General features: G+C 62.5%; 19 protein-coding genes and 1 pseudogene. 8 read left to right on the top strand and 12 right to left on the bottom strand.

Going from position 1 to position 23665, the window contains the following annotated elements:
- Positions 1–18: 18 nt before the first annotated feature.
- Positions 19–390, top strand: a complete 372-nt coding sequence (locus N181_RS25515; RefSeq protein WP_014330483.1) for a response regulator — start codon at positions 19–21, stop codon at positions 388–390.
- Between the two features lie 14 nt (positions 391–404).
- Positions 405–1967: an adenylate/guanylate cyclase domain-containing protein gene (locus N181_RS25510; protein ID WP_014330482.1), complete on the top strand. Its 1563-nt coding sequence runs from the start codon at positions 405–407 to the stop codon at positions 1965–1967.
- A gap of 35 nt (positions 1968–2002) precedes the next feature.
- Here N181_RS25510 and N181_RS25505 read toward each other — a convergent pair whose 3' ends face one another.
- From N181_RS25505 to N181_RS25490, 4 genes are read right to left on the bottom strand one after another with little or no spacing between them, the layout of a single operon-like run.
- A complete protein-coding gene (locus N181_RS25505) occupies positions 2003–2704 on the bottom strand; it encodes an HpcH/HpaI aldolase family protein (RefSeq protein ID WP_037399178.1) in 702 nt (233 codons plus the stop codon).
- A 10-nt stretch (positions 2705–2714) separates the two neighbouring features.
- Entirely contained in the window at positions 2715–3524 is an 810-nt protein-coding gene (locus N181_RS25500; protein ID WP_037399181.1) for an SDR family oxidoreductase, read from the bottom strand.
- Positions 3525–3533: 9 nt separating this feature from the next.
- The gene (locus N181_RS25495) at positions 3534–5210 is read right to left on the bottom strand and encodes a hydantoinase B/oxoprolinase family protein (RefSeq protein ID WP_037399188.1); all 1677 of its coding nucleotides are present in this window, start codon (positions 5208–5210) and stop codon (positions 3534–3536) included.
- A 10-nt stretch (positions 5211–5220) separates the two neighbouring features.
- Complete coding sequence (locus N181_RS25490; protein WP_037399237.1) at positions 5221–7284, bottom strand: hydantoinase/oxoprolinase family protein; 2064 nt, start codon at positions 7282–7284, stop codon at positions 5221–5223.
- Between the two features lie 342 nt (positions 7285–7626).
- Here N181_RS25490 and N181_RS25485 point away from each other — a divergent pair, with 342 nt between their 5' ends.
- Positions 7627–8541, top strand: a complete 915-nt coding sequence (locus N181_RS25485; RefSeq protein WP_037399191.1) for a pyridoxal-phosphate dependent enzyme — start codon at positions 7627–7629, stop codon at positions 8539–8541.
- 197 nt (positions 8542–8738) lie between these two features.
- On the opposite strand, the gene nac is transcribed toward N181_RS25485, so the two are convergent.
- From nac to N181_RS25450, 7 genes are all read right to left on the bottom strand, one after another.
- Positions 8739–9677 (bottom strand): nitrogen assimilation transcriptional regulator NAC, encoded by a 939-nt coding sequence (gene nac / locus N181_RS25480; RefSeq protein ID WP_037399193.1) that lies wholly within the window; start codon positions 9675–9677, stop codon positions 8739–8741.
- A 75-nt stretch (positions 9678–9752) separates the two neighbouring features.
- Positions 9753–10961, bottom strand: a complete 1209-nt coding sequence (locus tag N181_RS25475; RefSeq protein ID WP_037399197.1) for an aspartate transaminase — start codon at positions 10959–10961, stop codon at positions 9753–9755.
- A 147-nt stretch (positions 10962–11108) separates the two neighbouring features.
- Complete coding sequence (locus tag N181_RS25470; protein WP_037399206.1) at positions 11109–11852, bottom strand: branched-chain amino acid ABC transporter ATP-binding protein; 744 nt, start codon at positions 11850–11852, stop codon at positions 11109–11111.
- Positions 11842–12612, bottom strand: coding sequence for an ABC transporter ATP-binding protein (locus N181_RS25465; protein WP_037399209.1), 771 nt, complete (start codon positions 12610–12612; stop codon positions 11842–11844). The genes N181_RS25470 and N181_RS25465 overlap by 11 nt, the downstream gene beginning before the upstream one ends.
- Positions 12609–13595, bottom strand: coding sequence for a branched-chain amino acid ABC transporter permease (locus N181_RS25460; protein ID WP_037399212.1), 987 nt, complete (start codon positions 13593–13595; stop codon positions 12609–12611). Before N181_RS25460 ends, N181_RS25465 begins: the two co-directional genes overlap by 4 nt.
- Positions 13596–13636: 41 nt before the next feature.
- On the bottom strand, positions 13637–14509 hold the full coding sequence (locus N181_RS25455; RefSeq protein ID WP_012709905.1) for a branched-chain amino acid ABC transporter permease: 873 nt from the start codon (positions 14507–14509) through the stop codon (positions 13637–13639).
- Positions 14510–14530: 21 nt separating this feature from the next.
- Positions 14531–15724 (bottom strand): ABC transporter substrate-binding protein, encoded by a 1194-nt coding sequence (locus tag N181_RS25450; RefSeq protein WP_037399216.1) that lies wholly within the window; start codon positions 15722–15724, stop codon positions 14531–14533.
- Positions 15725–16070: 346 nt separating this feature from the next.
- On the opposite strand from N181_RS25450, the gene N181_RS25445 reads away from it, so the two are divergent.
- The 4 genes and pseudogenes from N181_RS25445 to N181_RS25430 all read left to right on the top strand — a co-directional run bounded on the left by N181_RS25445 (position 16071) and on the right by N181_RS25430 (position 20744).
- Positions 16071–18200: a hypothetical protein gene (locus N181_RS25445; RefSeq protein WP_037399219.1), complete on the top strand. Its 2130-nt coding sequence runs from the start codon at positions 16071–16073 to the stop codon at positions 18198–18200.
- Between the two features lie 53 nt (positions 18201–18253).
- Entirely contained in the window at positions 18254–20017 is a 1764-nt protein-coding gene (locus tag N181_RS25440) for a lysozyme (RefSeq protein ID WP_037399222.1), read from the top strand.
- A 5-nt stretch (positions 20018–20022) separates the two neighbouring features.
- A pseudogene (locus N181_RS25435) lies at positions 20023–20283 on the top strand (transposase); the annotation flags it as partial.
- 83 nt (positions 20284–20366) lie between these two features.
- Positions 20367–20744 (top strand): hypothetical protein, encoded by a 378-nt coding sequence (locus tag N181_RS25430; RefSeq protein ID WP_234818588.1) that lies wholly within the window; start codon positions 20367–20369, stop codon positions 20742–20744.
- 1028 nt (positions 20745–21772) lie between these two features.
- Here the strand turns inward: N181_RS25430 and N181_RS25425 are convergent.
- Positions 21773–22888, bottom strand: a complete 1116-nt coding sequence (locus tag N181_RS25425) for an AI-2E family transporter (RefSeq protein ID WP_060563968.1) — start codon at positions 22886–22888, stop codon at positions 21773–21775.
- A gap of 415 nt (positions 22889–23303) precedes the next feature.
- Here N181_RS25425 and N181_RS25420 point away from each other — a divergent pair.
- A partial coding sequence (locus N181_RS25420; RefSeq protein ID WP_342585827.1) for a general stress protein occupies positions 23304–23665 on the top strand: 362 nt, incomplete at its 3' end.

The raw sequence follows: 23665 nt of genomic DNA, 5'->3' as shown, positions 1-23665 counted from the left end.
AGCCGAAGGAGACCGGAAATGACGAGAATCCTTCTGGTGGAAGACAATGAAATGAACCGCGACATGCTTTCACGGCGGTTGTCTCGTCGCGGCTTCGACGTGCTGATTGCCGAGAACGGCAAGGATGGCGTCGAGATCGCCGCTTCGGAAAGGCCCGACCTGATCCTGATGGATATGAGCCTGCCGGTCATGGACGGCTGGGAAGCCACCAGACAGATCAAGGCCAATCCGGTCACCTGCGGGATCCCGGTCATAGCGCTGACGGCCCACGCCATGGCGAGCGATCGGGACATGGCGCTCGATGCCGGCTGCGACGACTATGACAGCAAGCCGGTCGACCTGCCGCAGCTTGTCCGCAAGATCGAGCAGTTGCTCACCACACCTCATTGAGTGGCGTTTGAAAAATGAGCGTCGGAAACGAATTCCAGCGTCAGGCCCTCGCCACCCATGTGGCACAGCGAATGGCCGGCCCCGCACAGGCGATCCTGGGCTTTCAGGAACTGTTGCTCGAACAGGCGCGAGACCTCGGCTTGAACCATATGCTGGCCGACCTCGAGCGGATCGGCGCTGCAGCAACCCAATTGAACGGTTTCATCGATCGCCTGATCGACGACAAGGCGAACTGTCCCGCAGAAGACGCAGCCGAGGCGGATGCACGGTTGCGGCACGATCTGCGCACGCCGCTCAACGCCATCATCGGCTATTCCGAGATGATCCTCGAAGAGGCCGCAGAGCTGCAGCCGCATACGCTGAAGGAGGATCTCGGTGTGATACTGGCAGCGGCCGCCGAGCTTTTGAAGCAGGTCGAGGCCATCGCCGGTCTTTCGCACGGAGGCGCCATCGAGGCCCTTCAGCCGAGGGACCAGGGCGGGCTCGACGCCGCCGAGCTTGAACGGGTCCTGTTCAGGACGGAGCAAGACGCCTGGCCGGATCAGGGCGGCAGGATTCTCGTCGTCGATGACGTCGCCAGCAATCGCGACCTTCTCTCCCGCCGCCTTCGACGCGAGGGCCATCGTGTCGTCACGGCGGATTCCGGCCTCTCGGCGCTGGCGAGACTGACGGAGCAGGAGTTCGACCTCTTACTGCTCGATATCCTGATGCCGGACATGAACGGCATCGAGGTTCTGTCGCGGCTGAAGGCGGACGACCGATGGCGGCACGTGCCGGTGATCATGATTTCGGGGCTGAACGAAGTGGCCGCGGTGGCCCGCTGCATCGAGGCAGGCGCCGACGAATATCTGACGAAGCCATTCAATCCCATCCTGCTTCGGGCGCGCATCAACTCCACCCTCGAAAAGAAGCGCTGGCTCGACCGCGAGCACCGCTATCTTGAACGGATCGAGACGGAGAAGCGGCGCGCCGATTCCCTCATCCACGCCATCCTGCCGGACCAGATCGTTGCCCGGCTGCAGGGCGGCGAGGAGATCATCGCCGACCGCTTCGACGAGGTGTCCATTCTGTTTGCCGATATCGTCGGCTTCTCACCCATTGCGGCAAGGCTGCCGCCGACCGATCTGGTCAGGCGACTGGACAGGATGTTCAGCACGTTCGATCTGCTCACCGAGCAGCATCGCGTCGAGAAGATCAAGACCATCGGCGATGCCTACATGGCCGCCTGCGGCATCCCGGAGCCTTCGGCGGACCACGCCGACCGGATCGTCGCTCTCGCAAAATCGATGCTGGAATCGTTGCGGGACACGGCCGATGACGGTGAACGCTTCCGGGTTCGGATCGGCATCCATTCGGGGCCGGTCGTCGCCGGGCTGATCGGCCGGCTTCGTTTCGTTTACGACGTGTGGGGAGAGACGGTGAACATTGCGAGCCGGCTCGAATCCCAGGGTGTGCCGGACTGCGTGCAGATCTCGGAGGCGACCAGGCGCGCCTTGCGCGGCCGGTGGGCGCTGGAACCACGCTGCGTCCTCGACCTGAAGGGCATCGGCCGAACCGAGACCTATCTCGTACGATAGGTACGAGACCCCTGTGCAGATGACGCGTCGAAGCCTCAGCGGCCGAGCGCCGTCTGGATGCCGGCGAGGCCGCGCCGCAGGAACGGGTCCGAATGGATGTAGAAGAACTGGACGCCCCTCTTCAGCCAGTGCGGCAGTTCCTCGGCGGTCACCAGCGTGCCGGCGATCTTGCCTGCGCTGCGGATTTTCTTCGCGGCAACAGCCACCTTCTCCATGACTTCGGCCGGACGGGGCTCGCCGAACCGCGGCGCGGGGGGAAAGCCCATGTTCTGCGACAGGTCGCCGGGGCCTATGAAGAAGACGTCGATGCCGTCCACGGCGAGCATCTCGTCGAGATTTTCGATCGCTTCCAACGTTTCGACCATGCTGACGACCAGCCGCTTCTCGTGCTCGGAGGGCAGTGCGTAGCGGACCGCTTCGACGATGGCGCGCGCCTGTTCGGCCGTATCGACCATCGGCACCATCAGACCATCGGCGCCTGCGTTCAGATAGCGGATCAGGACCGATCGCTCGTGGGAATGCGGCCGGACGATCGCGGCGCCTCCAACGGACCTGACGATCTGCGACGTCATCCGGACGTCCTCGAAGCTCCAGGTGCCGTGCTCGCAATCGACGAAGATCGAGTCGGCTCCGAGCTCCACCAGGCGCGCCGCAAGCCCGGACGAGGCGTGGTGCGGCGTGAACATGGTGATCGATTCGCCGGCCTGAAGCCGGGCACGCAGTTTCGCGCCGTTCATGGTGCTCCTCCTATTTGTTCTTCTTCGGCAGATCCGGCGTGTCCGCCGGCGCACCCACCCAGCGGGCGGTCTCGATGTCGGCCGAGGTGTCGCGCATGAAGGTCGGGCAGATGTGCAACTCGGGGATCATGGCGCCCTTCTGCAGGGTCGCGCAGAGGGCGATCGCCCTGGCGACATCATGCGGGTCAAGCATGACGGCACGTTCTTCCGCGAGCGGCGGCCGGGCCCGGTTCTCCATGATCGGGGTGTTGGTCTCGCCGGGCAGGATCGTCGTGGCGCGAATGCCCTGGTTGCGATGGGTGTTGTGCAGGAAGGTCATGAAGTTCTTCACGGCCGCCTTCGCCGCACCATAGGCCGCACCGCCGAGCAGGTTCGGGTTGAGCGCTGCGAGGGAGGACACGGTGATCACTGTCCCCTCGCCCTTGGCAATCATGTCCGGCAGCACGGCCTGGGTGAGATTGAAGACCGCAGTGAGGTTGACATTCACCGTGGAATTCCACTCCTCCTCGCTGAGAAACCGCGCGTTCAGCACCTTGCTGGCGCTGCCGGCATTGTTGACGAGGATGTCGACGGGACCGATTTCGTCCCTCGCCCATTTCACCGCGGCGAAGATCGCCTCGCGGGATTCGATGTCGAGCGAGCGGGCGACGGCCCTGCCGCCTTTCTGCTCGATCTCCGCCGCCACCTCCTGAAGAGGCTCGAGGCGACGCCCGGTCAGGATCACAGACGCCCCTGCTTCGGCGAGGAGCAATGCGGCCTCGCGCCCGATCCCGGTCCCCGCTCCCGTTACGAGCGCGATCTTCCCGTCGATGAGACCCATTTGCCTCTCCTACTCCGCGGCCACGGCCGATCGGCCATTGTAGCCGTAAATCGCTTTGGCGGCCTTCGGAGTGATCAAGCCTTCGGCGAGATCCTGTTCGATGAGCTCGCGCGAGCGTTCGCTTGCACGACCCCAGCCACCGCCACCCGGGGTCTCGACCTCCAGCCGCTCACCGATCTTGAGGACGACCTTGCCCTTCGGAAACTGCGGCTTGCCTTCCCTGCTGACCTTGCCGGCGCTGCCGTTCTGGCCTTCGACGACGCCGAAGCAGGGATGGCGCACGCGCTCGGAAGCCATGTAGATGCTCATCGGGGCCTTGCCGAGATTGCGCAGCACGACCCGCTGGCCAAGGCCACCGCGATGCTTTCCGGCACCGCCGGAGTCGGCAATCAGTTCCTTGCGCTCGGTCAGGGCCGGCACGGCGATCTCGAACATTTCGATCGCCGTGACCTTGCAGTTCGACGGGAAGCTCAATGTGTCCAGACCGTCGAACTCGGCGCGCGCACCCTGGCCGCCATGGAAGTTCTGGACGGAACCATATTGGCTGCCGTCGTCACGCTGGCCGACGCAGTTGGCGGCCCAGATCGGCGCGCCGCCGCTGTCGCCCATCACCTTCTCCGGAACGACGCCTTCCAGCGCCCTGAAGATCAGCGACGGGATGACGTGGCCGATGAGGTTGCGCGAATTGCCCGCCGTCCACGGCTGCGGGTTCAGGATGCTGCCGAGCGGCGCTTCGTCGGTGATCGGCACGATGCAGCCTTCATTGTTCGGCGTTTCCGGATCGAGCAGGCACTTCAACGCATAGACCGAATGCGCATAGCGATAATTCGTGCGGCAGTTGATCGAATGCAGCACCTGATCGGAGGTCCCGGTATAGTCGACATGAATGGAGTCGTCCTTGACAACGACGCTCGCCTTCAGCTTGACGTCCTCGTCGTAGCCGTCGAGAAGGACCTCGGCGCTGTAGGTGCCGTTCGGCCATTCGCGGATCGCCTTGCGGGTCTGCGCCTCCGAGCGTGAATGGATGGCGTCGGCCAGCCCGTCGATCTCGTCGAGACCGTACTCGTCAAGGAATTTCAGCAATTCGCGGCCCATGACGTTGTTGGCGGCGATCATCGATTCCAGGTCGCCTTGCACTTCGGTCGGCAGGCGCACCGAAGCGGCGATGATGTCGAAGACGTCCTGGTTGGGAACGCCGGCCTTCATCAGCTTGACGATCGGAAAGCGGATGCCTTCCTCGAAGATGTCGCTTGCCTCGGAATGCAGCGGTGCGCCGCCGATGTCCGGAAGATGGGCGATCGAGCCAGCATAGGCCACGACCTTGCCGTTCTTGAAGATCGGCGTGATCATCGTGACGTCCGGAAGGTGGCCGGTGCCGATCTCCGGATCGTTGGTGGCGAGAACATCGCCCTCCTGCAACTTCTCGGCCGGGAACTTGGGCAGAAAGTATTTCTGGGCGGCGGCCGGCAGCGAGGTGATGAACACGGGAATCGACCATGTGCATTGGGCGAGTGCCCGGCCGCGACTGTCCAGCAGAACCGTCACATAATCATGGTTCTCGCGGACGATTGGCGAGAAGGCCGTCTTGCCGAGAACGTTGTCTGCCTGGTCGGCGATGAAGATCAGGCGGTTCCACATCACTTGCAGGTTGATCGGATCGTGGAAATCGATAGCGGGCTTCGACATCGTGGTGTCCTTACTGAATGTTGATCACGAGGTTGCCGCTCGCGTCGGCGTGGAAAATGCCGCTTGGGCCGACCACCGCGGTCGATTCCCGTTGTTCGACGATCGCCGGGCCCTTGATCCGTTGCAGGACGGGAAGCTTGTAGTGATCGTAGACCGGCGTCTCCGTGAAGCTGCCGATTTCCTGGAAATAGACCTGGCGGCTCCCCTTCCTCGCATCGGCGACTTCGGCCTCGTGCGGCCGCGTGACCTGATCCTTCTCGCCGCTTGCGCGAAGTCGCCAGGTGATGACCTCGACGGATGCAGCCACGGTTCGGCCGAACAGCTCCCGGTAGAGCTTCGAGAAGTTCTCGAGGAGCTGCTTCAGGAAGTCTTCCTTCGGGAGACTGCGGTCCGGAAGCGCCACGGTGATCTCGTGGCCCTGGCCGACATAGCGCATGTCGACCGTATAGCGGTTGGTGATGGTGTCCTTGGCCACGCCGGCCGCGGCGACGACTTCGGCGCCCTGGGCTGCGAGGTCGGCCAGAAGCCGGTTCATCGCGTCCATGTCCCAGGCGTCGACCGCCATCGGATGGCTGGCGGAGAGATCGACGGCGACCGGGGCGATCAGCAGGCCGATTGCCGAAGTGACGCCGGCGCCGGTCGGGCAGATGATCCGCTTGATGCCGAGCTTGCGGGCGATGCCATAGGCGTGGACCGGACCCGCGCCGCCGAAGGCGACCATCGGCAGTGATCGCGGATCGACGCCGAGGTCCGTCGCATGCATCGCAGCCGCCTTGCTCATCGATTCATTGACGAGGTCGTGAATGCCCCAGGCGCAGCGGTCGACGCTGACGTCGAGAGACTGCGCAAGTTTCGTCATCGCTTCGAGGGCAGCATCCCTGGAGACCTTGAACGAGCCGCCGACGAAGGACTCGGTGCCCATGTAGCCGAGCAGGATGTCGGCGTCGGTCACCGTCGGCTCGGTGCCGCCGCGCTGGTAGGCCGCCGGGCCCGGAAGCGCGCCAGCGGAGCGCGGGCCGACGTCGAGGAGCCCGAGCGGATTCTTCGCGGCAATGGAACCGCCGCCCGCACCGATCTCGATCATCTGGATCGACTGGATCTTCAGCGGGAAGCCGGAGCCCTTGCGGAAGCGCTGGTAGTGGGCGACCTCGAGGTCGGTGCCGACGGTCGGCTCGCCGTTCGGGATCAGGCAAAGCTTGGCGGTGGTGCCGCCCATGTCGAAAGACAGCACGCTGCCCTCGCCGGCGATGCGGCCGAATTCAGCGGCGGCGACGGCGCCTGCGGCCGGGCCGGACTCGATCAGCCGGACCGGCAACTCGGCGGCGCGCCGGCTCGGCACGAGGCCACCCGACGAGGTCATCCAGAGGACTTGTCGATCAATGCCCTTCTTGGCGAATTCGCGCTGCAAATGGGCGACGTGGCCGGCCATCTGCGGCCGGGTATAGGCGTTGACGACCGTCGTCGAGGCGCGGTCGAACTCGCGGACTTCCGGGCAGACCTCGGAGGAGAGCGATACGAAGATGTCCGGATCCTCTTCGCGCAGCAGCGCCGCAACGCACTGTTCGTGCTGGGGATACTTGTAGGCATGCAGCAGGCAGACGGCGACGGAACGGATGCCTTTCTCCTTCAGGCGCCCGGCGATCTCGCGCACCGTTTCTTCGTTGAGCTCGGTCATCACCGAGCCGTCGGCAGCGATGCGCTCGGCGGCGCCGAAGCTGTTGGCACGCGTCACCAGCGGATCGGGATATTTGATGTTCAGGTCGTAGAGATCGTAACGGCCCTCGTTGCGGATGCGCAGCATGTCCTGGAAGCCCTCCGTCGTGACGAAACCGGTCTCGACACCCTTGCGTTCGAGGACGGCATTGGTGACGACCGTCGTCGCGCCGAGAACCTGCAGCTTCTCGATGGCGATCGAGCCGGAAAACTCTTCCAGAAGTTCGGAGACACCCTGGACGACCGCCTCGGCCGGGTTCTTCGGCGTGCTGAGAACCTTGTGCAGATGGAGATCGCCGTTGTCGTCCAGGAGAGCGAAGTCCGTGAAGGTACCGCCCGTGTCGAAAGCCAGTTTTGCCATGTTTCCCTCGAAGCGACTGTTCGGCGCGGGAAGCGCCGTTGTGGGCGGATCCGACGCTTCGGACCCGATGTCTGCTCAAAGGTTAGGGGAACGGCCGGCGGGTTGGCCAACACAACTACAGTCTGCCGCTATAGGGTTTGCTTATGGCAGAGGTGAGAACGGGGTTACGGACATGGTGGCCCCCACGGGGAGGTCGATGCCGCGGTTAACGCTCGGCGACAAGGAGGGCCATTGTTCAAGAACCAGAGGCAAACCTGTCGCTTCAAGATCTGCTAAATTGTTTGTCGTCGACAGTGTTTCGGCGTATTCGGCGAGTTGTCATCAACCTCAGCAAGACAATCCATGGCACTTCATCTCGAAACTCCGCTGCTCGAGTCCCGCCCCCTAAGTCTGGCCACCGGACGGTCCGTGTGGCTGAAGATGGATGCGCTCCAACCCCCCGGCTCGTTCAAAATCCGCGGTATTGGAGCGGCTTGCGAACACCACGTCAGAAACGGAAAACGGCGTTTTGTGTCATCCTCGGGGGGCAATGCAGGCATCGCTGTGGCTTATGCCGGACGCCGCCTCTCGGTTCCGGTGTCGGTCTTTGTTCCGGAGACGACGACCGAAAGAGCAAAGTCGCTGATCCGCCAAGAGGGGGCTGAGGTTTTCGTCCACGGGGCGTCATGGCAGGACGCAAACGAGCGCGCTCTTGCGGCTGTCGATGCGGAAACCGCCTTCATACACCCCTTCGACGATCCGATTTTGTGGGCAGGACATGCGACGATAATCGATGAAGTCGTCAAAGCCGGCCTCTCCCTCGATGCAGTCGTTCTTTCGGTCGGCGGCGGCGGGCTCCTGTCCGGCGTTGCGGAGGGGCTGGCGCGCAACGGACTTCAGGACATCCCGATCATCGCCGCCGAGACCGAAGGGACGGCGTCGCTGGCCGCCTCGATCAAGGCTGGAAAGCTGGTGGAACTCCCCTCGGTCAGCGGCATTGCAACGTCGCTCGGTGCCCGAAAGGTCTGCGAACGCGCCTTCGAGATAGCCCGCACCCGACCGGTCGAGAGCGTCGTCGTGGACGACCGATCGGCCCTCGAAGCATGCACGCGCTTCCTCGACGATCACCGCGTGGTGGTCGAGCCGGCTTGCGGCGCAGCATTGGCGGTCGCCTATTCACACTTCGATCGATTGGCGCCACATCAGCGCGTCTTGATCGTCGTTTGCGGTGGGGCGACAACTCCGGTCAGTCAGTTGCAAGCCTGGCAAGCGTCCTGATCGTTGCCTGTCATCCACCGGAAAGGATGTGGTATCACAAGAATCCCATTCGCTCCCGGATGATCCGGGAGGAGAGCGTTCGGCGCGCGCAAGTGCGCGATACAAACCCTTGCCAACACATCGCTGCTCGAGAATGACAAACGCAATGAACCCGTAAGCCTTCTTGCGATTGCAATCGGAGGCAAGCGGGAAGCCGTTCAGGCCGGCCGGATTCCCGGATGTTCGCTGCTCATGAGCTTGCCGACGACATCCAGGAGTACCGAGCGCGCGGCGATTGCCGGTTCCGACAAGGGAAGATGATCGGCCACGCAAAGCGAGACGGTCGCGTCGATGACAGGCTTCGTCAGCGCCCGCACCTGCGCCCCGGAAAAGCTCGCCGTCTCGGTGACCACCGAGGCCGGGAGAATGGTCGAACCGAGCCCCTCGAGGACCGCCGCGCTCAGGGCAGGAACGGATTCGATCTCCGAGACGACCTCCGGCGTCGCCCTTGCCCTCGCCAGCGCATCGTCGATCAGACGTCGGAGCAGATGTGCCTTGCTCGGAAGAAGCAACGGTATCTCCTGGAGCTCCGAGAGTGGAAGCGGCGTGTTGCTCTCGCCAGGCAGGTCGATGCCCGGGGGCGAGACCAGGAACATTTCCTCGCGAAACAGCGGCTGCAGGGTGACGCCCTTGATGGGGTCCGCGGCATAGATCAGCGCCATGTCCATCTTGCCGGTCATGATCAGCTCGCTGAGGATCTGGCCGAAACTGTCATTGATGTGGACGACGATATGGGGATGCCGCGCCTTCATCTCCTTCAGGATCGGCAGCGACAAGGCGCTGGACGAGGAATAGGTCGCGAGCCCGATCGAGACGCGGCCGGCCACCGACTTGGCGGCCTGGTCGATGTCGATCTGCGCCTGCTCGATCTGCTTCAGCATCAGTTGCGCATGGCGATAGAGGATCAGTCCCGCCTCGGTCGGCGCTATGCCGACATTGCTGCGAATGAGGAGCTTGTGCTTGAAGTGCGCCTCCAACGAGGCGATCTGTTGCGACAGCGCCGGCTGCGCGGTCCGCAGGATGCCCGCTGCCCGCGAAACGCTGCCCGTGTCGACGATCTTGACGAAGCTTTTCAGTTTTCTGAAATCGACACTCATGGCCACCGGCTTCTTGTTTCATGGAAACGTAAAGCCTGCGGCCGGAGCGATGCAAGACCCACCGGCCGTACTCGATTAACGCAGGGCGGCCACGGCCCGCTCGATGCGATCACATGCTTCGGTGATTGCCTCCATCGACGTCGCGATCGAGAGGCGGAAGTAAGGAGAGAGGCCATAGGCGGAGCCCTGCAGCGCCGCGACCCCGACGCCGTCCAGCAGGTAGAGGACGAAATCGAGGTCCGTCTCGATCGTCTTGCCTTCGGGCGTCTTCCTGCCGATCACCCCGGCGCAGTTCGGAAACAGGTAGAAGGCCCCGTCCGGCACCAAACAGGAGAGACCCGGCACGGCATTGAGCCGGGCACAGGCGTAGTCGCGACGCTCCTTGTAGACCTTCACGCTTTCGGCGACGAAGGATTGATCCGACGACAGCGCATGCGCGGCGGCGGCCTGGCTTACCGACGACGGGCAGGACGACATCTGCGACTGCAGCTTGTTGATCGCCGCAACCAGCGGCGCCGGGCCGGCTCCGTAGCCGATGCGCCAGCCGGTCATCGCATAGGACTTCGAGACGCCGTTGGTGAGCAGCACGCGACCTTTCAGCTCCGGCACCGCAGCGACGAGCGTCGTCATCGGCTCGTCGCGGAACCAGACCTGGTCGTAGATATCGTCGGAAAGGACGAAGACCTGCGGGTGCCTGAGCAACACTTGACCAAGCGCTTCGAGCTCGGCCCGGCTATAGGCCGCACCCGTCGGATTGGAAGGCGCGTTGAGGACGAGCCAAAGCGTCTTCGGTGTTATGGCGGCCTCAAGCGCCTCGGGGGTCAGCTTGAAGCCCTGTTCCTGCGGGCATTGGACGATGACCGGCTTGCCGTCATTGGCGATGACCATGTCCGGATAGGAGACCCAGTACGGCGCCGGAATGATCACTTCCGCGTCGTTCTCGACGCTCGCCATCAATGCCAGGAAGAGGATCTGCTTGGCGCCGCCGCCGACGCAGATCTCGTTGTCGGCGTAGCTGAGACCGAGGCGGCGTTCGAAATCGCCGATGATGGCCTTGCGCAACGCCGGCGTGCCGTTCACCGGCGTATATTTGGTCTCCCCCCGGTCGATCGCCGCGTGTGCGGCCGCCTTGACGTTGTCGGGCGTGTCGAAGTCCGGCTCGCCGACGGTCATATCGACGATATCGCGGCCGGCCGCCTTCAGTTCGCGGGCGCGGGCGGCGGCCGCCGTGCTTGGCGAAACCTTGATCCTGGACACGCGCGACGCCGGAACGAAAGTGCTCATCGAAGTTTCCTCAATGCTGTGTAGGAATGTACTGGAGCGGACGCTAAAGCGCGTCGCGTTCAAACGTACTCACGCGGCGCGCTTTGGGTCTTTGTTTTTGTGCATGTCGTCATCCCAAAACCGCTGCACACTTTTGGGCGACATGCATTAATGCACCGCGTCGGTCTCGCCGCGCATCTTGCCGGTCAGGAACAGCTCGCCGAGTTCGTCATGGGTGATGTCCTTCGGCAAGCCGTCCCAGATGACCTTGCCGAGGCGCAGGATCACCGCCCGTTCGGCGACCTCCATGGCCTTCTTGGTGTTCTGCTCGACAAGCAGGATGGTCTGGCCCGCCGCGTGAAGTCGCAGCAGTTCATCGAACACGACGTGGATGGCGGCGGGCGAGAGGCCAACCGAAGGTTCGTCGACCAGCAGCACTTTCGGCCGCTGAAGCACCGCCATGGCGACCTCGAGAAGCTGCTGCTCGCCGCCGGACATGTTTCCGGCGAGCGTCGAACGGCGGGTCTTCAGGATCGGGAAGAGATCGTAGACATAGTCCCGGTCCGCCTTCACCTTGCTGTCGCGGATCGTATAGGCCGCCATCTGCAGGTTTTCGTCGACGGTCATGACCGGGAAGTTGCAACGTCCCTGCGGTACGAAGGAGATCCCCTCGCCGAGGATCGCACGCGACTTGCAGCCGGCGATGTTCTTGCCCTGCCAGTCGATGCTGCCGCCCTTGATGGTGGTCATGCCGTAGAGCGTCTTCAGGAGCGTCGACTTGCCGGCCCCGTTCGGCCCCATCAGCGCGACGAACTGCCCCGCCGGCACGTCGAGATCGATGCCGTTGAGAATGTCCAACATGCCGTAGCCGGCGCGCAGGTCCTTGATTGAAAGATCGGAATTAGCCACCAAGATAGGCCTCCCTCACACGCTCGTCCGCGATGATATCATGCGGCAGCCCTTCGACGAGTTTCTTTCCCTGGTCGAGGACGACCACCCTCTGGCAAATGCTGGTCACGACGTCGATATTGTGCTCGATCACCAGGAAGCTGACGCCCAGCGACTTGTTGGCATAGAGGATCGTTTCGATGACCCGCTCGATTATCTTCGGGTTGATCCCGGCCATCGGCTCGTCGAGCAGGATGATCTTCGGTTCCGGCATCAGCATCGAGGCGAACTGGATCAGCTTCTGCTGGCCGCCGGAGAGGTTCCCAGCCGGCTGGTGGCGCACGTCCCACAGTCCCGCCATCTTGATGAGCTCGCGGGCTCGGTCGCGCAGGCCGGATATGCGCTTTTTCGACAGGCGGCCGATGCCGAAAGTCGAGAAGAGCGATGGAAACGTGAACATCTGTCCGGCGATGACGAGGTTCTCCTCGACGTCGAGGGCCTTGAACACCACCGTCTTCTGGAACGACCGGAGCATGCGGCCTTCGCGCGCGATGCGGTTCAGCGACCAGCCGGTGATGTCCTGGCCATCGAGCTTCACCGTGCCGGCGTCCGGTCTCTGGAGACCGGTGCTGCAGTCGAAGAAGGTCGACTTGCCGGATCCGTTCGGGCCGATGAGGCCGGCGATCTCGCCGCGGCCGACATGGAGGCTCACATCGTTGACCGCCTTGACCGCGCCATAGGACTTGCTGATTTTGCTGATCTCAAGGATTGGAAGACCGGTCATTTCGCACCTCCGATCATGTCCCAGAAGCGGTTGAGGACGGGCGCGAAGCCCTTCTTGAACCAGAAGACGAGGACGAGCAGGCAGAGCCCATAGGCGATCATGCGGAGTTCCGGCGTGATCCGGAGCGCTTCGGTCAGTCCGACGAAGAGCAGGCTGCCGAACACGACGCCCGAGATCGTCCCCGCGCCGCCGCCCAGCACGATGATCAGCATCGTCGTCGAATAATACATCTGGAATGTCAGCGGGCTGACGACGGTGAGGTAGTGGGCGTAGAGGCTGCCGCCGACCCCGGCGAAGACTGCGCTGATGATGAAGACGAGCAGCTTGTAGCGCCACGTCGGAACGCCGAGCGATTCCGCCAGCGTCTCGTTTTCGCGGATGGCGATCATGTTGCGGCCGGCAGGCGAGCGGACGATCATCCACACCGCCAGCGTCGCCAGGGCGCCGATGGCAAGCGCCATGTAGTAGAAGCTCGTGGTTCCGGAGACGGTGAACGAGAGCGGGCCGAGCGCGAAGTGCGGTTTCGGGATGGCGGAGAGCCCCATGTCGCCGCGGGTCACGGAAATCCAGTTCTTGGCAATCGCCTGGCCGATGATCACGAATCCCAGCGTACACATGACGAAGGAGGTTGCGCGCAGCCGCAGCGCCGGTATGCCGAGCGGCAGCGCGCAGGCCCCGGCCAGCAGCCCGGCTGCCGTCGCATTCACATAGAAGGGCGTTCCGTAGTGCACCGCAAGGAGGCCGGCGGCATAGGCGCCGATCCCGAAGAATGCGGCCTGTGCCAGCGACAGGAGCCCGGTGTAGCCGACCAGCAGGTTCAGGCCGTGGGCGGGAAGCATGAAGATCAAGGCGATGATCAGCGAATGGGTGACGTAGCGGCTGCCGATGAATGGTGCAGCAAGCGCGACGACCACGAGGATCGCGGCAAGCGGAAGGCGAAGATCGCGTCGGCGTATCTGCTGTGCGGTATCAGCGAGAGACATGTCGAGTCCTCAATTCGAGTAACGTTCGGCATGGGGCGCGCTCAGAAGCGCGCCTGCGTCGAGAAAAGCCCGTAGGGACGCCACATCAGCATCAGGATGAGCGTGGCGAAGCCGACCGTGTCGCGGAACTGAAGCCCGACATATGTCGCCACCAGGCTCTCGGCGATGCCGAGGATCATTGCCGCGAAGAAGGTGCCGCGGACGTTGCCGAGACCACCCATGATGATGATCGGCAGCGTCTTGAAGGTGATGAGCTCACCCATACCGCCATAGACGCTGACATTCACGGGAGCGGTCAGCACGCCGGACAAGGCAGCCAGTGCGGCACCGAGGATGAAGGTGTGCAGCACGACCTTCGGCACGTCGATGCCGACGACTTCGCAGCATTCGACGTTCTGCGACACGGCCCGCATCGATTTACCCATGCGGCTGTAGGTTACCATGAGTTCGAGGCCGATGAAGACGAGCAGACAGACGACGAGGATGAGAATTCGCTGCGCTGCGAGGCTGAAGCCAAGGACCGACAGTGGTTCGATGTAGCCGCCGGAGAAGAACTTGTATCCGCCCCCGAAGACCAGGATGACGGTGTTCTGCAGGACGAGTGCGATGCCGAGCGTGGCGAGCACCCCGGCCTCCGCCGGGGCGCCGACCATGCGCTGCATGACGAGCCTTCCGACCACATAGGCAACGATGATCGTGGACAGAACGCCCACGATGATCGATGCCTCGTAGGAAAGGCCGAGATAGTCCACGGCGAACCATGCCCCGAACGTGCCCAGCATGTAGTATTCGCCGTGGGCGAAATTGATGGCCCGCAGCACGCCGAAGATCATCGTCATTCCGACGGCGACGATGGCGTAGACGGAGCCCGTCACGATGCCGTTGACGATCTGCTCAATCACGGTCGAGAACATGGTCGCGTCCCCTTTCAATCATTACTGCGCGGGATACTGGATTTCCGCGGTATAGGCACCTTTGATGGCGGGCTTGCCGTTTTCGATCTGCAGCAGGATCATCGGCAGGCGAGCCTGGTTGTGGTCATCGAAGGTGACCTCGCCGACCGGGCTCTTGTACTTGATCTTCGACAGCGCCTCGCGGACCTTTTCGCGGTCATTGCCGCCGGCCTCGTGAATCGCCTGTGCGAGCAGGCGGACCGTGTCCCAATGCACGTAGGCATGGTTGTTCGGCGCTTCGTCATAGGTGGTGGTGAATTTCTCCACGAAGGCCTTGCTCTCGGGCGAGTCCCACGCCGGCAGCCATGCAGCCGCCTCGACCGCTCCTTCGAGCGCCGTCGGCGCCGAGTTGATGGTCTTCTCGGTGTTGAACTCGCCATTGCCGACCAATGTCACTTTGCCAGCGAGACCGAGTTCGACCATCTGGCGCGCAACGATCGGCGTGGTGTCCGCCAGGCCGTACATGAGAATTGCCTGCGCGCCGGAGTCGCGGATCTTTGCGAGCACGCTGCGGAAGTCGACCTCGCCCTCCTTGTAGTAGTCCTCGGTGAGGATCTCGCCCTTGAACTCGGGCAGGTATTTCTTGGTGAACTCGATCGCCGACCGGCCATAGTCGCTATCGACGGAGAGGACGGCGAACTTGGTGAAGCCGCGCTGTTCGGCAGCATATTTGGCCACGACGAAGGCGCGGTTCTCGTCGGTCGGATAGTTGCGGTAGGTCCACTTGAAACCGCCGACGCCGGCGGCATAGGTGATCCTCGGATTGGACGACGCGGCATTCAGCAGAAGAACTTCGGCGTCCTCGGCGACCGGCTGCATGGCGAGCGTGACGGAGCTCGAAACGTCGCCGATGACGTAGTCGACTTCGTCCTCGTCGATCAGCCGGCGGGTCGCGGATACGCCTTCGACCGGCGTGCCCTGGCTGTCGGCCGAATAAAGCTCGATCTTCTGCCCATCGACGCCGCCCGCATCGTTGATTTCCTTCACGGCGAGTTCGGCACCGCGCATCGAGAAGGCGCCGTAACGGGCGTTCGGGCCGCTCATCGGCGCGACGATACCGAGCTTGATGGTGCCGTCAGCTGCGAGCGCCAAACCCGACAGTCCGGGGACGGTCACGGCCAGCGAGAGGATGGCGGTAGATATGCAAAGTGCCCTGCGGCTCAACGTGTGTTTCATGTTCCCACTCCATGTTCTTGGATGCGATCGCCTGGGCCTGTGCCTTAGCGTGCTTCTGACCGCTTGCTGCGGTTCTTGTTGCGCCAGCTTATGTGCCGGCCCTGCCACAGTAGGTTCACGAAAGTGCCGCTGGCCAACACAACTCCACTCTGCCGCTATAGCGTTTATTTATAGCGAGGCACTCGACACGGTAATGCCGGCACGGCACGCCAAAGCTGACTTGTGCCTCTTATCCCTCCAAAAATGTCCGTCGCTTGGCCGAGCGTGCCACGCGTTTCAGTTGTTCCTAATGAAACAGCGCACGAGACGACGTCATGGTAGGTAGAACGATGGAGGAGGTACGGTCATGCGCCGCGTTTATCTGCTCATGGCTATCATTGGATTTCTGGTCTGCTTCGCCGTTGCGGCCATCTTCATACGTATGGATTTTTTCGGTCGCCTGCTGGCTGATAAAGTGCTGGCGAACGCAGCGATGCCGACCGAACAGGAGATGCCGCCCACTTCCGGCCAGATCCCCTTTTCCTCTGCGGACATCCAGATCATCGGCGGACGGGGCGAAGGGCTGAGCTGCAGCCTGCCCAAGCTTTTAGCCGACCTCGCCTTTCCCCGGGAAGAAGGGCGCGAGGCCATCGGTCTCCAGATGCGGCAGGCCTGCGCAACGCACGACTATTGTTACAGACATGGCGCGGCCACCTATGGCTATACCCAAGCCGATTGTGACTTCCTGCTGCAGGAGCACGCGTTCCGACTTTGCTACTTCATCGAGCGTCGGGAACCGGGCACCGACATGGAGGCCAAGCAAAGCAAATGCATCCGTGATGCCAGGCTCGTCACCCTCGGCGTCCGCGCCGGCGGCAGCGATTCATTCCGGTCGCTGAACCCAAGTGTCGATGCCCTGTCAGAGGGCCTCGAAAACAAGGCGGGACTCGACGGCAGAGCGTCGACCTATTTCGAGTTCGATCCCTATCCCGTTCGATCCCTTTCCTATGCCGTCTATCGGATCGCGGATGCCCCCGACGCGGAGGGCACGCTCCCGGGATCGAAGGCGCTTTACAAGTTCTCGATGCGACCTTCCGGCATGTTCGTTTCGAAAGCGACTATGGGTAAAGGTGCCAGGCTTGGGGCGCTTAGGCTCCACGTGAAGCTGCCGGGGGACCCTTCCTACATCGTCAATGCTCCCGTCGTCGTCGCCACGACGCACAAGGGCAAGAAGGAAGACTGGTTCGTATGGTGGCAGCGACGCGGCCTCAGCCAAACGCACGGGCGCATCCTGGCAATTGCTGCAAGGCGGGCGACCAACGAGGACTGGAACTGTCTCTACCGCGCCGGCATGACGGAAGAAATGCTTGGTGGCAAAGATCCCTGCGCGACGCGCAATACCATCGCGATCGTCGAAGTGGGCAAGGCGGATCCCGACGATGGCGGTTTCTCCCAGGTCGTTCCGGCCCACGGCACGCAGCCTGCGCCCGATACGCTTCACTTGATGGCGTTGCAGACGAACAGCTGCGACGGAAGTGGGGCCAAAGCTTCCTGTTTTCGCGACATTCTCATCAGCACGGCGCTGCGCCGCAAGCACCAGCCTCAGGAAGCCCTGCGGGTGGCGGACCAGCTTGCGAATGAAAAGCCGGGACAGAAACAGGACGAAGACGGCTTCTATCGCAACTACGTGGCTGCGCCACTGGTCTTCCAGTCACCACTGGAACGCGATCCTCTCATGACCTGGGCGCGGCGAGACAAGGATTATGAAACGAAGGCTTTCCTGCGGCGCATCGGTATAGCGCGCAAGACCGCAAGACCCAAGAACGATACCGGCCGGTCGCGCGGTTCCGTGTGGCTCGCCGACATACAGGAAAACGATGAACCCCTTTTCGCCTTGGGTCGGACAGGCGAGCGCCAGTCGCTGGTGGCGATCCGCAAGTCGGACGACACGGGCGTGGGCCGTGTGGAAATCCGCCAATGGCGCTTGCCGGGACTGCGGAACGACGACACGGGCGAGGCGCCCTTGATCAAGGCGAACACCGATGCGTGCCGACCGAAGCTCGAAGGCACCTGGCTCGCCCGACCGCCAATTGTGGTTTCCGTCGCGTCGGACGACGCCGTCGTCCTCTTGTCGCGAGTCGTTGGGGCGAAGGAGGAAGACGGAGGCTACGGACTGGCCTTGGCTACGCTCAAGATCGGAACGGATGGGCGCTGCTCCGAAAGCCCCTTCACGGGACCGAAGATCCCCGCGGTCGAGCTCATTGCGAACGTGACCGACGACGACAGCGGCAAGTCTTTGCAAAAGCTGAAGCAGATGCGTCTCGAACTGCTTCGGAAGACCCCGATACTTTTCGACGATCTCGATGGAGACAGCACGTTCGAGGTGGTCTTTCCAGGCGCCGGAAACACTCTGAACCCAAATGTGATGGCGCGGGTCAGCAAAGACGGGCTTTTCTCGCCCGAACAGGTCGTGGCGGAAAGCATGGTTCAGCAGTAGAGGCGCCGTTTTCGGAAACTCCGAAGGGAGCGTTTCAGGAATGGGAGGCTGACGTGAAGACAAGTCTACGCGGCATTTGCGCAATGCTTGCCGAAGAGGCGATCGTGCTCGCGGCTTATAATGACGGCACCGGCACCATGACGATCGGCGCCGGCCACACCGCGGCTGCCGGCCCGCCGGCTCCCCGCGCCGGCGCGACGATCTCGCTCACCGAGGCCATCAACATATACCGCAACGACCTCGCCAAGACTGAGAGCCAGGTCCAGGCTGCGGTCAGGGCCGTACTCTCACAACACCAGTTCGATGCGCTCGTCTCCTGGCACTTCAACACGGGAGCGATATCGAGTGCCACCTTGACGCGGAAGCTGAACGCCGGAGACGCGACCGGCGCTGCAGCCGAGTTCGCACGCTGGAACAAGAGCAAGGGCAAGGTCCTCGAGGGCCTTGTCGCGCGCCGCGAGCGCGAGACGGCAATGTTTTCCAAGGGCGACTACGGCAATCCGAAAGTCCGCGTTCTGGAGAGCAAGGGCGGCCCGGAGGAGATTTTCGCTGCCGACCAGATCGAGGCGCTCCTCGGCGGCGCGGTGAGTTCGGAGGACGAGCAGTCCACCGAAGAGCTGCTCGCAAATCCGATCTCGCAGCTTCTGCCGCTCCACCGTCCCAAGCAGACCATCGGCGTCACAAAGGCCGTCTTCCAGAAGTTCCAGGACCTCATTCCCGAGGACGGGCGTGACGATGCGGTGGCGGTCGTGGCCGTGCGTGGCTACTACCTCAACACGATGGGCAAGGAGGGGGCCAACGACCGCGGCGTCTATGACGACGCCATCTTCGTCGTCGAGCCTGACGGCGTCCACAACTTCAACGGCAATACCGATCCCGGCCGGTTCGCCCGCGGCATCGCCAAATTGAAATCGCACCAGGCGATCCGGTATCGCCCCGGCCCACACGGATTTTCACGCAAGAACGGCCCCCATCCCGCCTTTCGTCAGGATAGCAACTGCACCGTCATCCGCGACGAGACCGGTGAGGATACGGATTCGCCCGGCGGCCGCTTCTGGATCAATCTTCACCGCGGCGGCATCACATCGACCTCGAGCCTCGGCTGCCAGACCGTTCCGCCGCACCAATGGAATGAATTCAAGACGCTGGTGGACGGCCTGCTGAAGAAGCATGGCCAGGAGAGCTTCTATTATCTGCTCGTCGATCAGGACGATGTTCCACAGGAGGAAACGACCGTGCCCGCCATATCGCAGCCCACGCCTACGCCGGCCGAGGTCAACTCCGCACAGGTGCTGCAACAGATTCTGACGCTGGCAGCTATGTTGCGCGGACGCACGACGCCGAATCAGGCCGACATGGTCTGGTTGCAGGACATCCTGCGGGTGCTCACCGCCGAGCCGACCATACTCAATGGTGAAATTCTGAATGGGAAGAAACCGGACCCACTCGTCTCGACCAGCGACCCCCAACTGACGCCCGTCAACGGTGCGCTCGGCAAGACGATCGGCCACGCTCTCGACGGTCGAAAGACCGCGATCGGTGTTGTCGGCATGCTCGCCACAACAGTTCTGCCGATATTCTTCCCGCAATTGGCACCGATAACAGCGGCCGCGGGCTCGCTGATCGATGGCGTGGCAAACGCAGGCACCGCGGCGACACAGGCCGGCGGTAGTCTCGGCCGCGAACTTGTAACCGCTGCCTTCCCAATCTTTGCTGCCGTGGCGGGCTGGGGGACGATGGGCAAAGTCGAGAAATGGGTCCAGGCCCTGAGGAGCGGACTTGTCGCTCCGGCTGGTAGCCAATCTCTGATGCATTAGGTTCAATCGACATTCCGCAGTGGGCGCGGATAGCGGCGTTGTTGCCAGGCAAGGCTGGTGACCCTGGCCGGACGGGCGCCGATAACCGGTTGTTCGTCAACGGTTGTTTGTGGGTGCTGCGCTCCGGGGCGCACTGGCGCGATCTGCTGGAACGCTATGGCAAGTGGAAGACGGTGCATCGCCGTTTCAGCCGTTGGTGCCATGCCGGCGTGTGGGAGCGCGTGTTCGCGGTGCTGACCGCCGACCACGACAACCAATACCTGATCGGGCCGAGGATCTCCTCGCATTTCTGGCGCGGGGCGGAAACCTGATCATCTGCGCCGAACCGTGTCAGCCGTGGTTGCCCTTCATGGCGCCGTTCCGCGCCGTTCCGCCGCGTCCCTTCACCAATATCAAGGTTCGCGTGCGCGACGACCGGTTGCAGATCTTCTCCGATCTCGGCGACGGCTTCGACGGATGGCGAGGCGTTTTCGGCCAGTATGCGCGCGGATGGAGCGACCCGCCGCCCGGGGCGATCTGGCTGACCGATGTCGGCCCCGAGGCCGATCCGAAACCGGCAGACTGGATCTGGCAATATCCAACTCTCAATGGATGCGGGGGATATGTTTTCATGCACAACGGGGACAACATGACCCGCTACCCGGATCAAGGCCCTAGAAAGGAAGCGCTCGTCGCCAACATCGCCGTGGCGCTCAGAAAGCTCTCGATAGGAGAATTGTTGCTTTAGCGAGGCGGGCGAAAGCCGGTCGGATGTTTCACATGAGATCCATCCGTCGATACGGCGGACCGGCATTCCACCAGATACTTCATCCTCGACGCTTGTGCGGAGGAGCCTAAAACGCAAAAATCCCCGTTGGTTGGACGGGGATGGGGATCGGTTGTGGTTGTTTGGTTGCGGGGGCCTGATCACACAGAGACTTGCAAGTCAGTCCTTATGAAAGCTGTCGAGCGCAAGTCCGATCGCACACCATCAGCGAATCTGCGCCGGCGCTCTATCCATGCCCGCTTTCGGACCCATGGCGGACCTTCGGCGCCTTCAGCATATTTCACCCCCTGGCTGGGCTTCACCACCCGCGTCGCCTACTCTGCCCGTAAGTTTCTGAGAGGAAACCGCGTAACCTCAAACTCAAATCGCACGAAAAAGCTCTCATAGCGCTCGGACACGAGTGGCTGGCTGGCAACAGACCCGCATCACAGTTGATGGCGCCCCCTGCGGTATGTCCCCCGTGACCGGCCGATGTGTAAGCAGGATAGCGGCTGGCGCTGGTGACGGCGCGCTCCACGCGTCCATCACACCGAAAGCTCCACGCGGCGCATCGCTGCTGCATCTGTCATCGTTCTCCGGTTTGGAACCAATTCCCGTACGGAAACGTTGCTCTTCGTCGGAGTGCAACCACGAGCCACCGTCCAGGCAAGCGATGGAGTGATCAGGTACTCCTGGAGGCCCAGATGGATATCACCACGCTTCTAATCATTCTTCTTGTCATTGTTCTGTTGGGCGGCGGCTGGTACGGCCGAGGACGCTGGTATTAAGTTTCCCTAGAAGGCACTTCTCCAACGGAGCAAAGTCCCAAATTCATTGGCCGGCTGAGGCGTACCAAAATCGCGGTATCGGAGCCGGACCGACGAATCTGTGCTGGCGGGCCTCCGCGTAGGGGGCCCATCTGCGATGGTATAGCTCCGGACGAGGCTCGCCCATGAAGCTTCCGTTATAAAGCAGTTCCTGGATCCTTCCTAAATCTGTAGGAAGGAAGCTTAGACGCCCTGGCCCGGTCCCGAGCGCTCGTCTAGCTCCGATAGAGAGGATGGAGGCTGCCTTCTCTCTTCAAGCTCCGCCGCGATCCACTCACGAAAAAGGCTGTGGGCGACCGCCAGCAGCGTGGGTCCGAGGAAAAGGCCGATGAGGCCGAACGCGAGGACGCCACCAATCAATCCGAAGAGCCCTAGCAGTACGGGTAGATTCGTGTTTTTCCCAAGCAGATACGGTCTGAGGAAATTGTCTATACTGCTAACGAGAAGCAGGCCCCAAACCGCGACGAAAATGCCCGGCCAGACCGATTCCTGCATGAAAAGCCACAGCGCGACAGGTCCCCATACAAAGGGAGGCCCCGCAGGCACGAACGACAGCACGAACGTCAGGCATCCGAGCAATAGCGCCTGAGGCACACCAGCGACCCAGAAACCTACGCCGGCCAAGAGGCCTTGGGCCAAGGCCGTGCCGATTAGGCCATAAACAACGCCTGTCACGGTCACTCCAACTACGCTGAGCAATCTTCGAGCGCGGGCTCCCGCCACCCGTTCTGCGATCTGACGGGTGAGAGCGGTCATACGCCGCCCGTGTAGGAATAAGAAAAAGCCGATGAATATACTTAGCACGACTTCGAGAAGCCCGGCGCCAAACACCGTTCCGCCAACGAGAGCAATATCGGTGAAAGGACCAATCAATTTTTTTAGCTCGACGGTGAAGGCGGGCGCGTCATGTGCCAAGCCCTCCCAATAGGTAGCCAAGCTCTCACCGGCAATGGGTAGCCCCTTCACCCAATCCGGCGGTGCCGGAGGGCCCTGTTCGAGGACATGGGTGATCGCAGCGACCAGACTGCCGACATTATTCGCCAGTGTCGTTACCAGCAATGCAAGCGGTGCGACGATGACAACGACGACCAGCACCGTCATGGCGGCTGCGGCGAGCGCCCGATAGCCGCCGAGGGCACGTTCAAACAATCTGTAGATAGGCCATGTCGAGAAACATATCACAGCCGCCCACAAGATGGCGGACAGGAAGGGCCAAAGCACCAAAGTACAACCAATCGCCAGCAGACCAAGTGCGCCGACGCCAAGAAGCTGCTCGATCAGTCTGCCCTGAGGAAACATCAGCAATTCCTACTGTTGCGCACCCTGATTCTTCGCACACGAACGCGGCAGTGAAGCTGTAGTCTTCCGCCTAGCGCCACACCTTTTCAAGAGACATCGGAACTTAATCGCGTTCACCGTGTTTCCGTGTAGCGACATAAGGTCGCCAACGATATCGCCCCCCGTTCAGTAGCCGGCGATTTACTCAAAGGAAAAGCATGAAACCCGCGATTGTGACCGCAGCTTTGCTGTCGGCACTCTCCACGCACGTTTAGCGCAGAGCTCTACCAATCCCGAAACGCCCGCTGGGTCACCCCTGAGATCAGAACGTCAGCGCCCTGAAGCTCGATGACAGGGCTATGGCGCGGCGCGCCCGTCTCTGCTGGCCTGGATCTTCCAAGGCAGCGGGTGACCACGTAACAAAAAGGAAGTGATGATGAAAACTGTGACCGGACTATTCGATAGCTACGATGCTGCGAGTGCCGCAGTGTCTGCCCTCGAAGGCGCGGGCATTCCCGCTGACGACATCAGTATCGTTTCTAACAGTGGCGATGACCGCGACGATACCTCGAACGCCGCTGAAGGCGCTGGTGCGGGAGCTGGCCTGGGCGCACTCGCTGGTGGCACTGGTGGCCTGCTTGCCGGGCTTGGTATGTTGACCATCCCGGGTGTCGGCCCCGTTGTGGCAGCAGGCTGGCTTGCGGCGACCGCTGCAGGCGCTGTTGCAGGCGCCGTCGCTGGCGGGGCCGCTGGCGGGCTGATCGGTGCGCTCACCGACTCAGGCGTCCCAGAAGCGGA

The organism is Sinorhizobium fredii USDA 205 (genome assembly GCF_001461695.1).
In the GTDB taxonomy this organism is placed as follows: Bacteria; Pseudomonadota; Alphaproteobacteria; order Rhizobiales; family Rhizobiaceae; genus Sinorhizobium; species Sinorhizobium fredii.
Note: the sequence above shows the minus strand (reverse complement) of the source record. Positions and strands in the feature narration are given on the sequence as shown.

Excerpts from the sequence above, each read along its gene's own strand:
- N181_RS25515 (WP_014330483.1), top strand. The coding sequence starts at position 19 with ATGACGAGAATCCTTCTGGTGGAAGACAATGAAATGAACCGCGACATG.
- N181_RS25510 (WP_014330482.1), top strand. The coding sequence starts at position 405 with ATGAGCGTCGGAAACGAATTCCAGCGTCAGGCCCTCGCCACCCATGTG.
- N181_RS25505 (WP_037399178.1), bottom strand. The coding sequence starts at position 2,704 with ATGAACGGCGCGAAACTGCGTGCCCGGCTTCAGGCCGGCGAATCGATC.
- N181_RS25500 (WP_037399181.1), bottom strand. The coding sequence starts at position 3,524 with ATGGGTCTCATCGACGGGAAGATCGCGCTCGTAACGGGAGCGGGGACC.
- N181_RS25495 (WP_037399188.1), bottom strand. The coding sequence starts at position 5,210 with ATGTCGAAGCCCGCTATCGATTTCCACGATCCGATCAACCTGCAAGTG.
- N181_RS25490 (WP_037399237.1), bottom strand. The coding sequence starts at position 7,284 with ATGGCAAAACTGGCTTTCGACACGGGCGGTACCTTCACGGACTTCGCT.
- N181_RS25485 (WP_037399191.1), top strand. The coding sequence starts at position 7,627 with ATGGCACTTCATCTCGAAACTCCGCTGCTCGAGTCCCGCCCCCTAAGT.
- nac (WP_037399193.1), bottom strand. The coding sequence starts at position 9,677 with ATGAGTGTCGATTTCAGAAAACTGAAAAGCTTCGTCAAGATCGTCGAC.
- N181_RS25475 (WP_037399197.1), bottom strand. The coding sequence starts at position 10,961 with ATGAGCACTTTCGTTCCGGCGTCGCGCGTGTCCAGGATCAAGGTTTCG.
- N181_RS25465 (WP_037399209.1), bottom strand. The coding sequence starts at position 12,612 with ATGACCGGTCTTCCAATCCTTGAGATCAGCAAAATCAGCAAGTCCTAT.
- N181_RS25460 (WP_037399212.1), bottom strand. The coding sequence starts at position 13,595 with ATGTCTCTCGCTGATACCGCACAGCAGATACGCCGACGCGATCTTCGC.
- N181_RS25455 (WP_012709905.1), bottom strand. The coding sequence starts at position 14,509 with ATGTTCTCGACCGTGATTGAGCAGATCGTCAACGGCATCGTGACGGGC.
- N181_RS25450 (WP_037399216.1), bottom strand. The coding sequence starts at position 15,724 with ATGAAACACACGTTGAGCCGCAGGGCACTTTGCATATCTACCGCCATC.
- N181_RS25445 (WP_037399219.1), top strand. The coding sequence starts at position 16,071 with ATGCGCCGCGTTTATCTGCTCATGGCTATCATTGGATTTCTGGTCTGC.
- N181_RS25430 (WP_234818588.1), top strand. The coding sequence starts at position 20,367 with ATGGCGCCGTTCCGCGCCGTTCCGCCGCGTCCCTTCACCAATATCAAG.
- N181_RS25425 (WP_060563968.1), bottom strand. The coding sequence starts at position 22,888 with ATGTTTCCTCAGGGCAGACTGATCGAGCAGCTTCTTGGCGTCGGCGCA.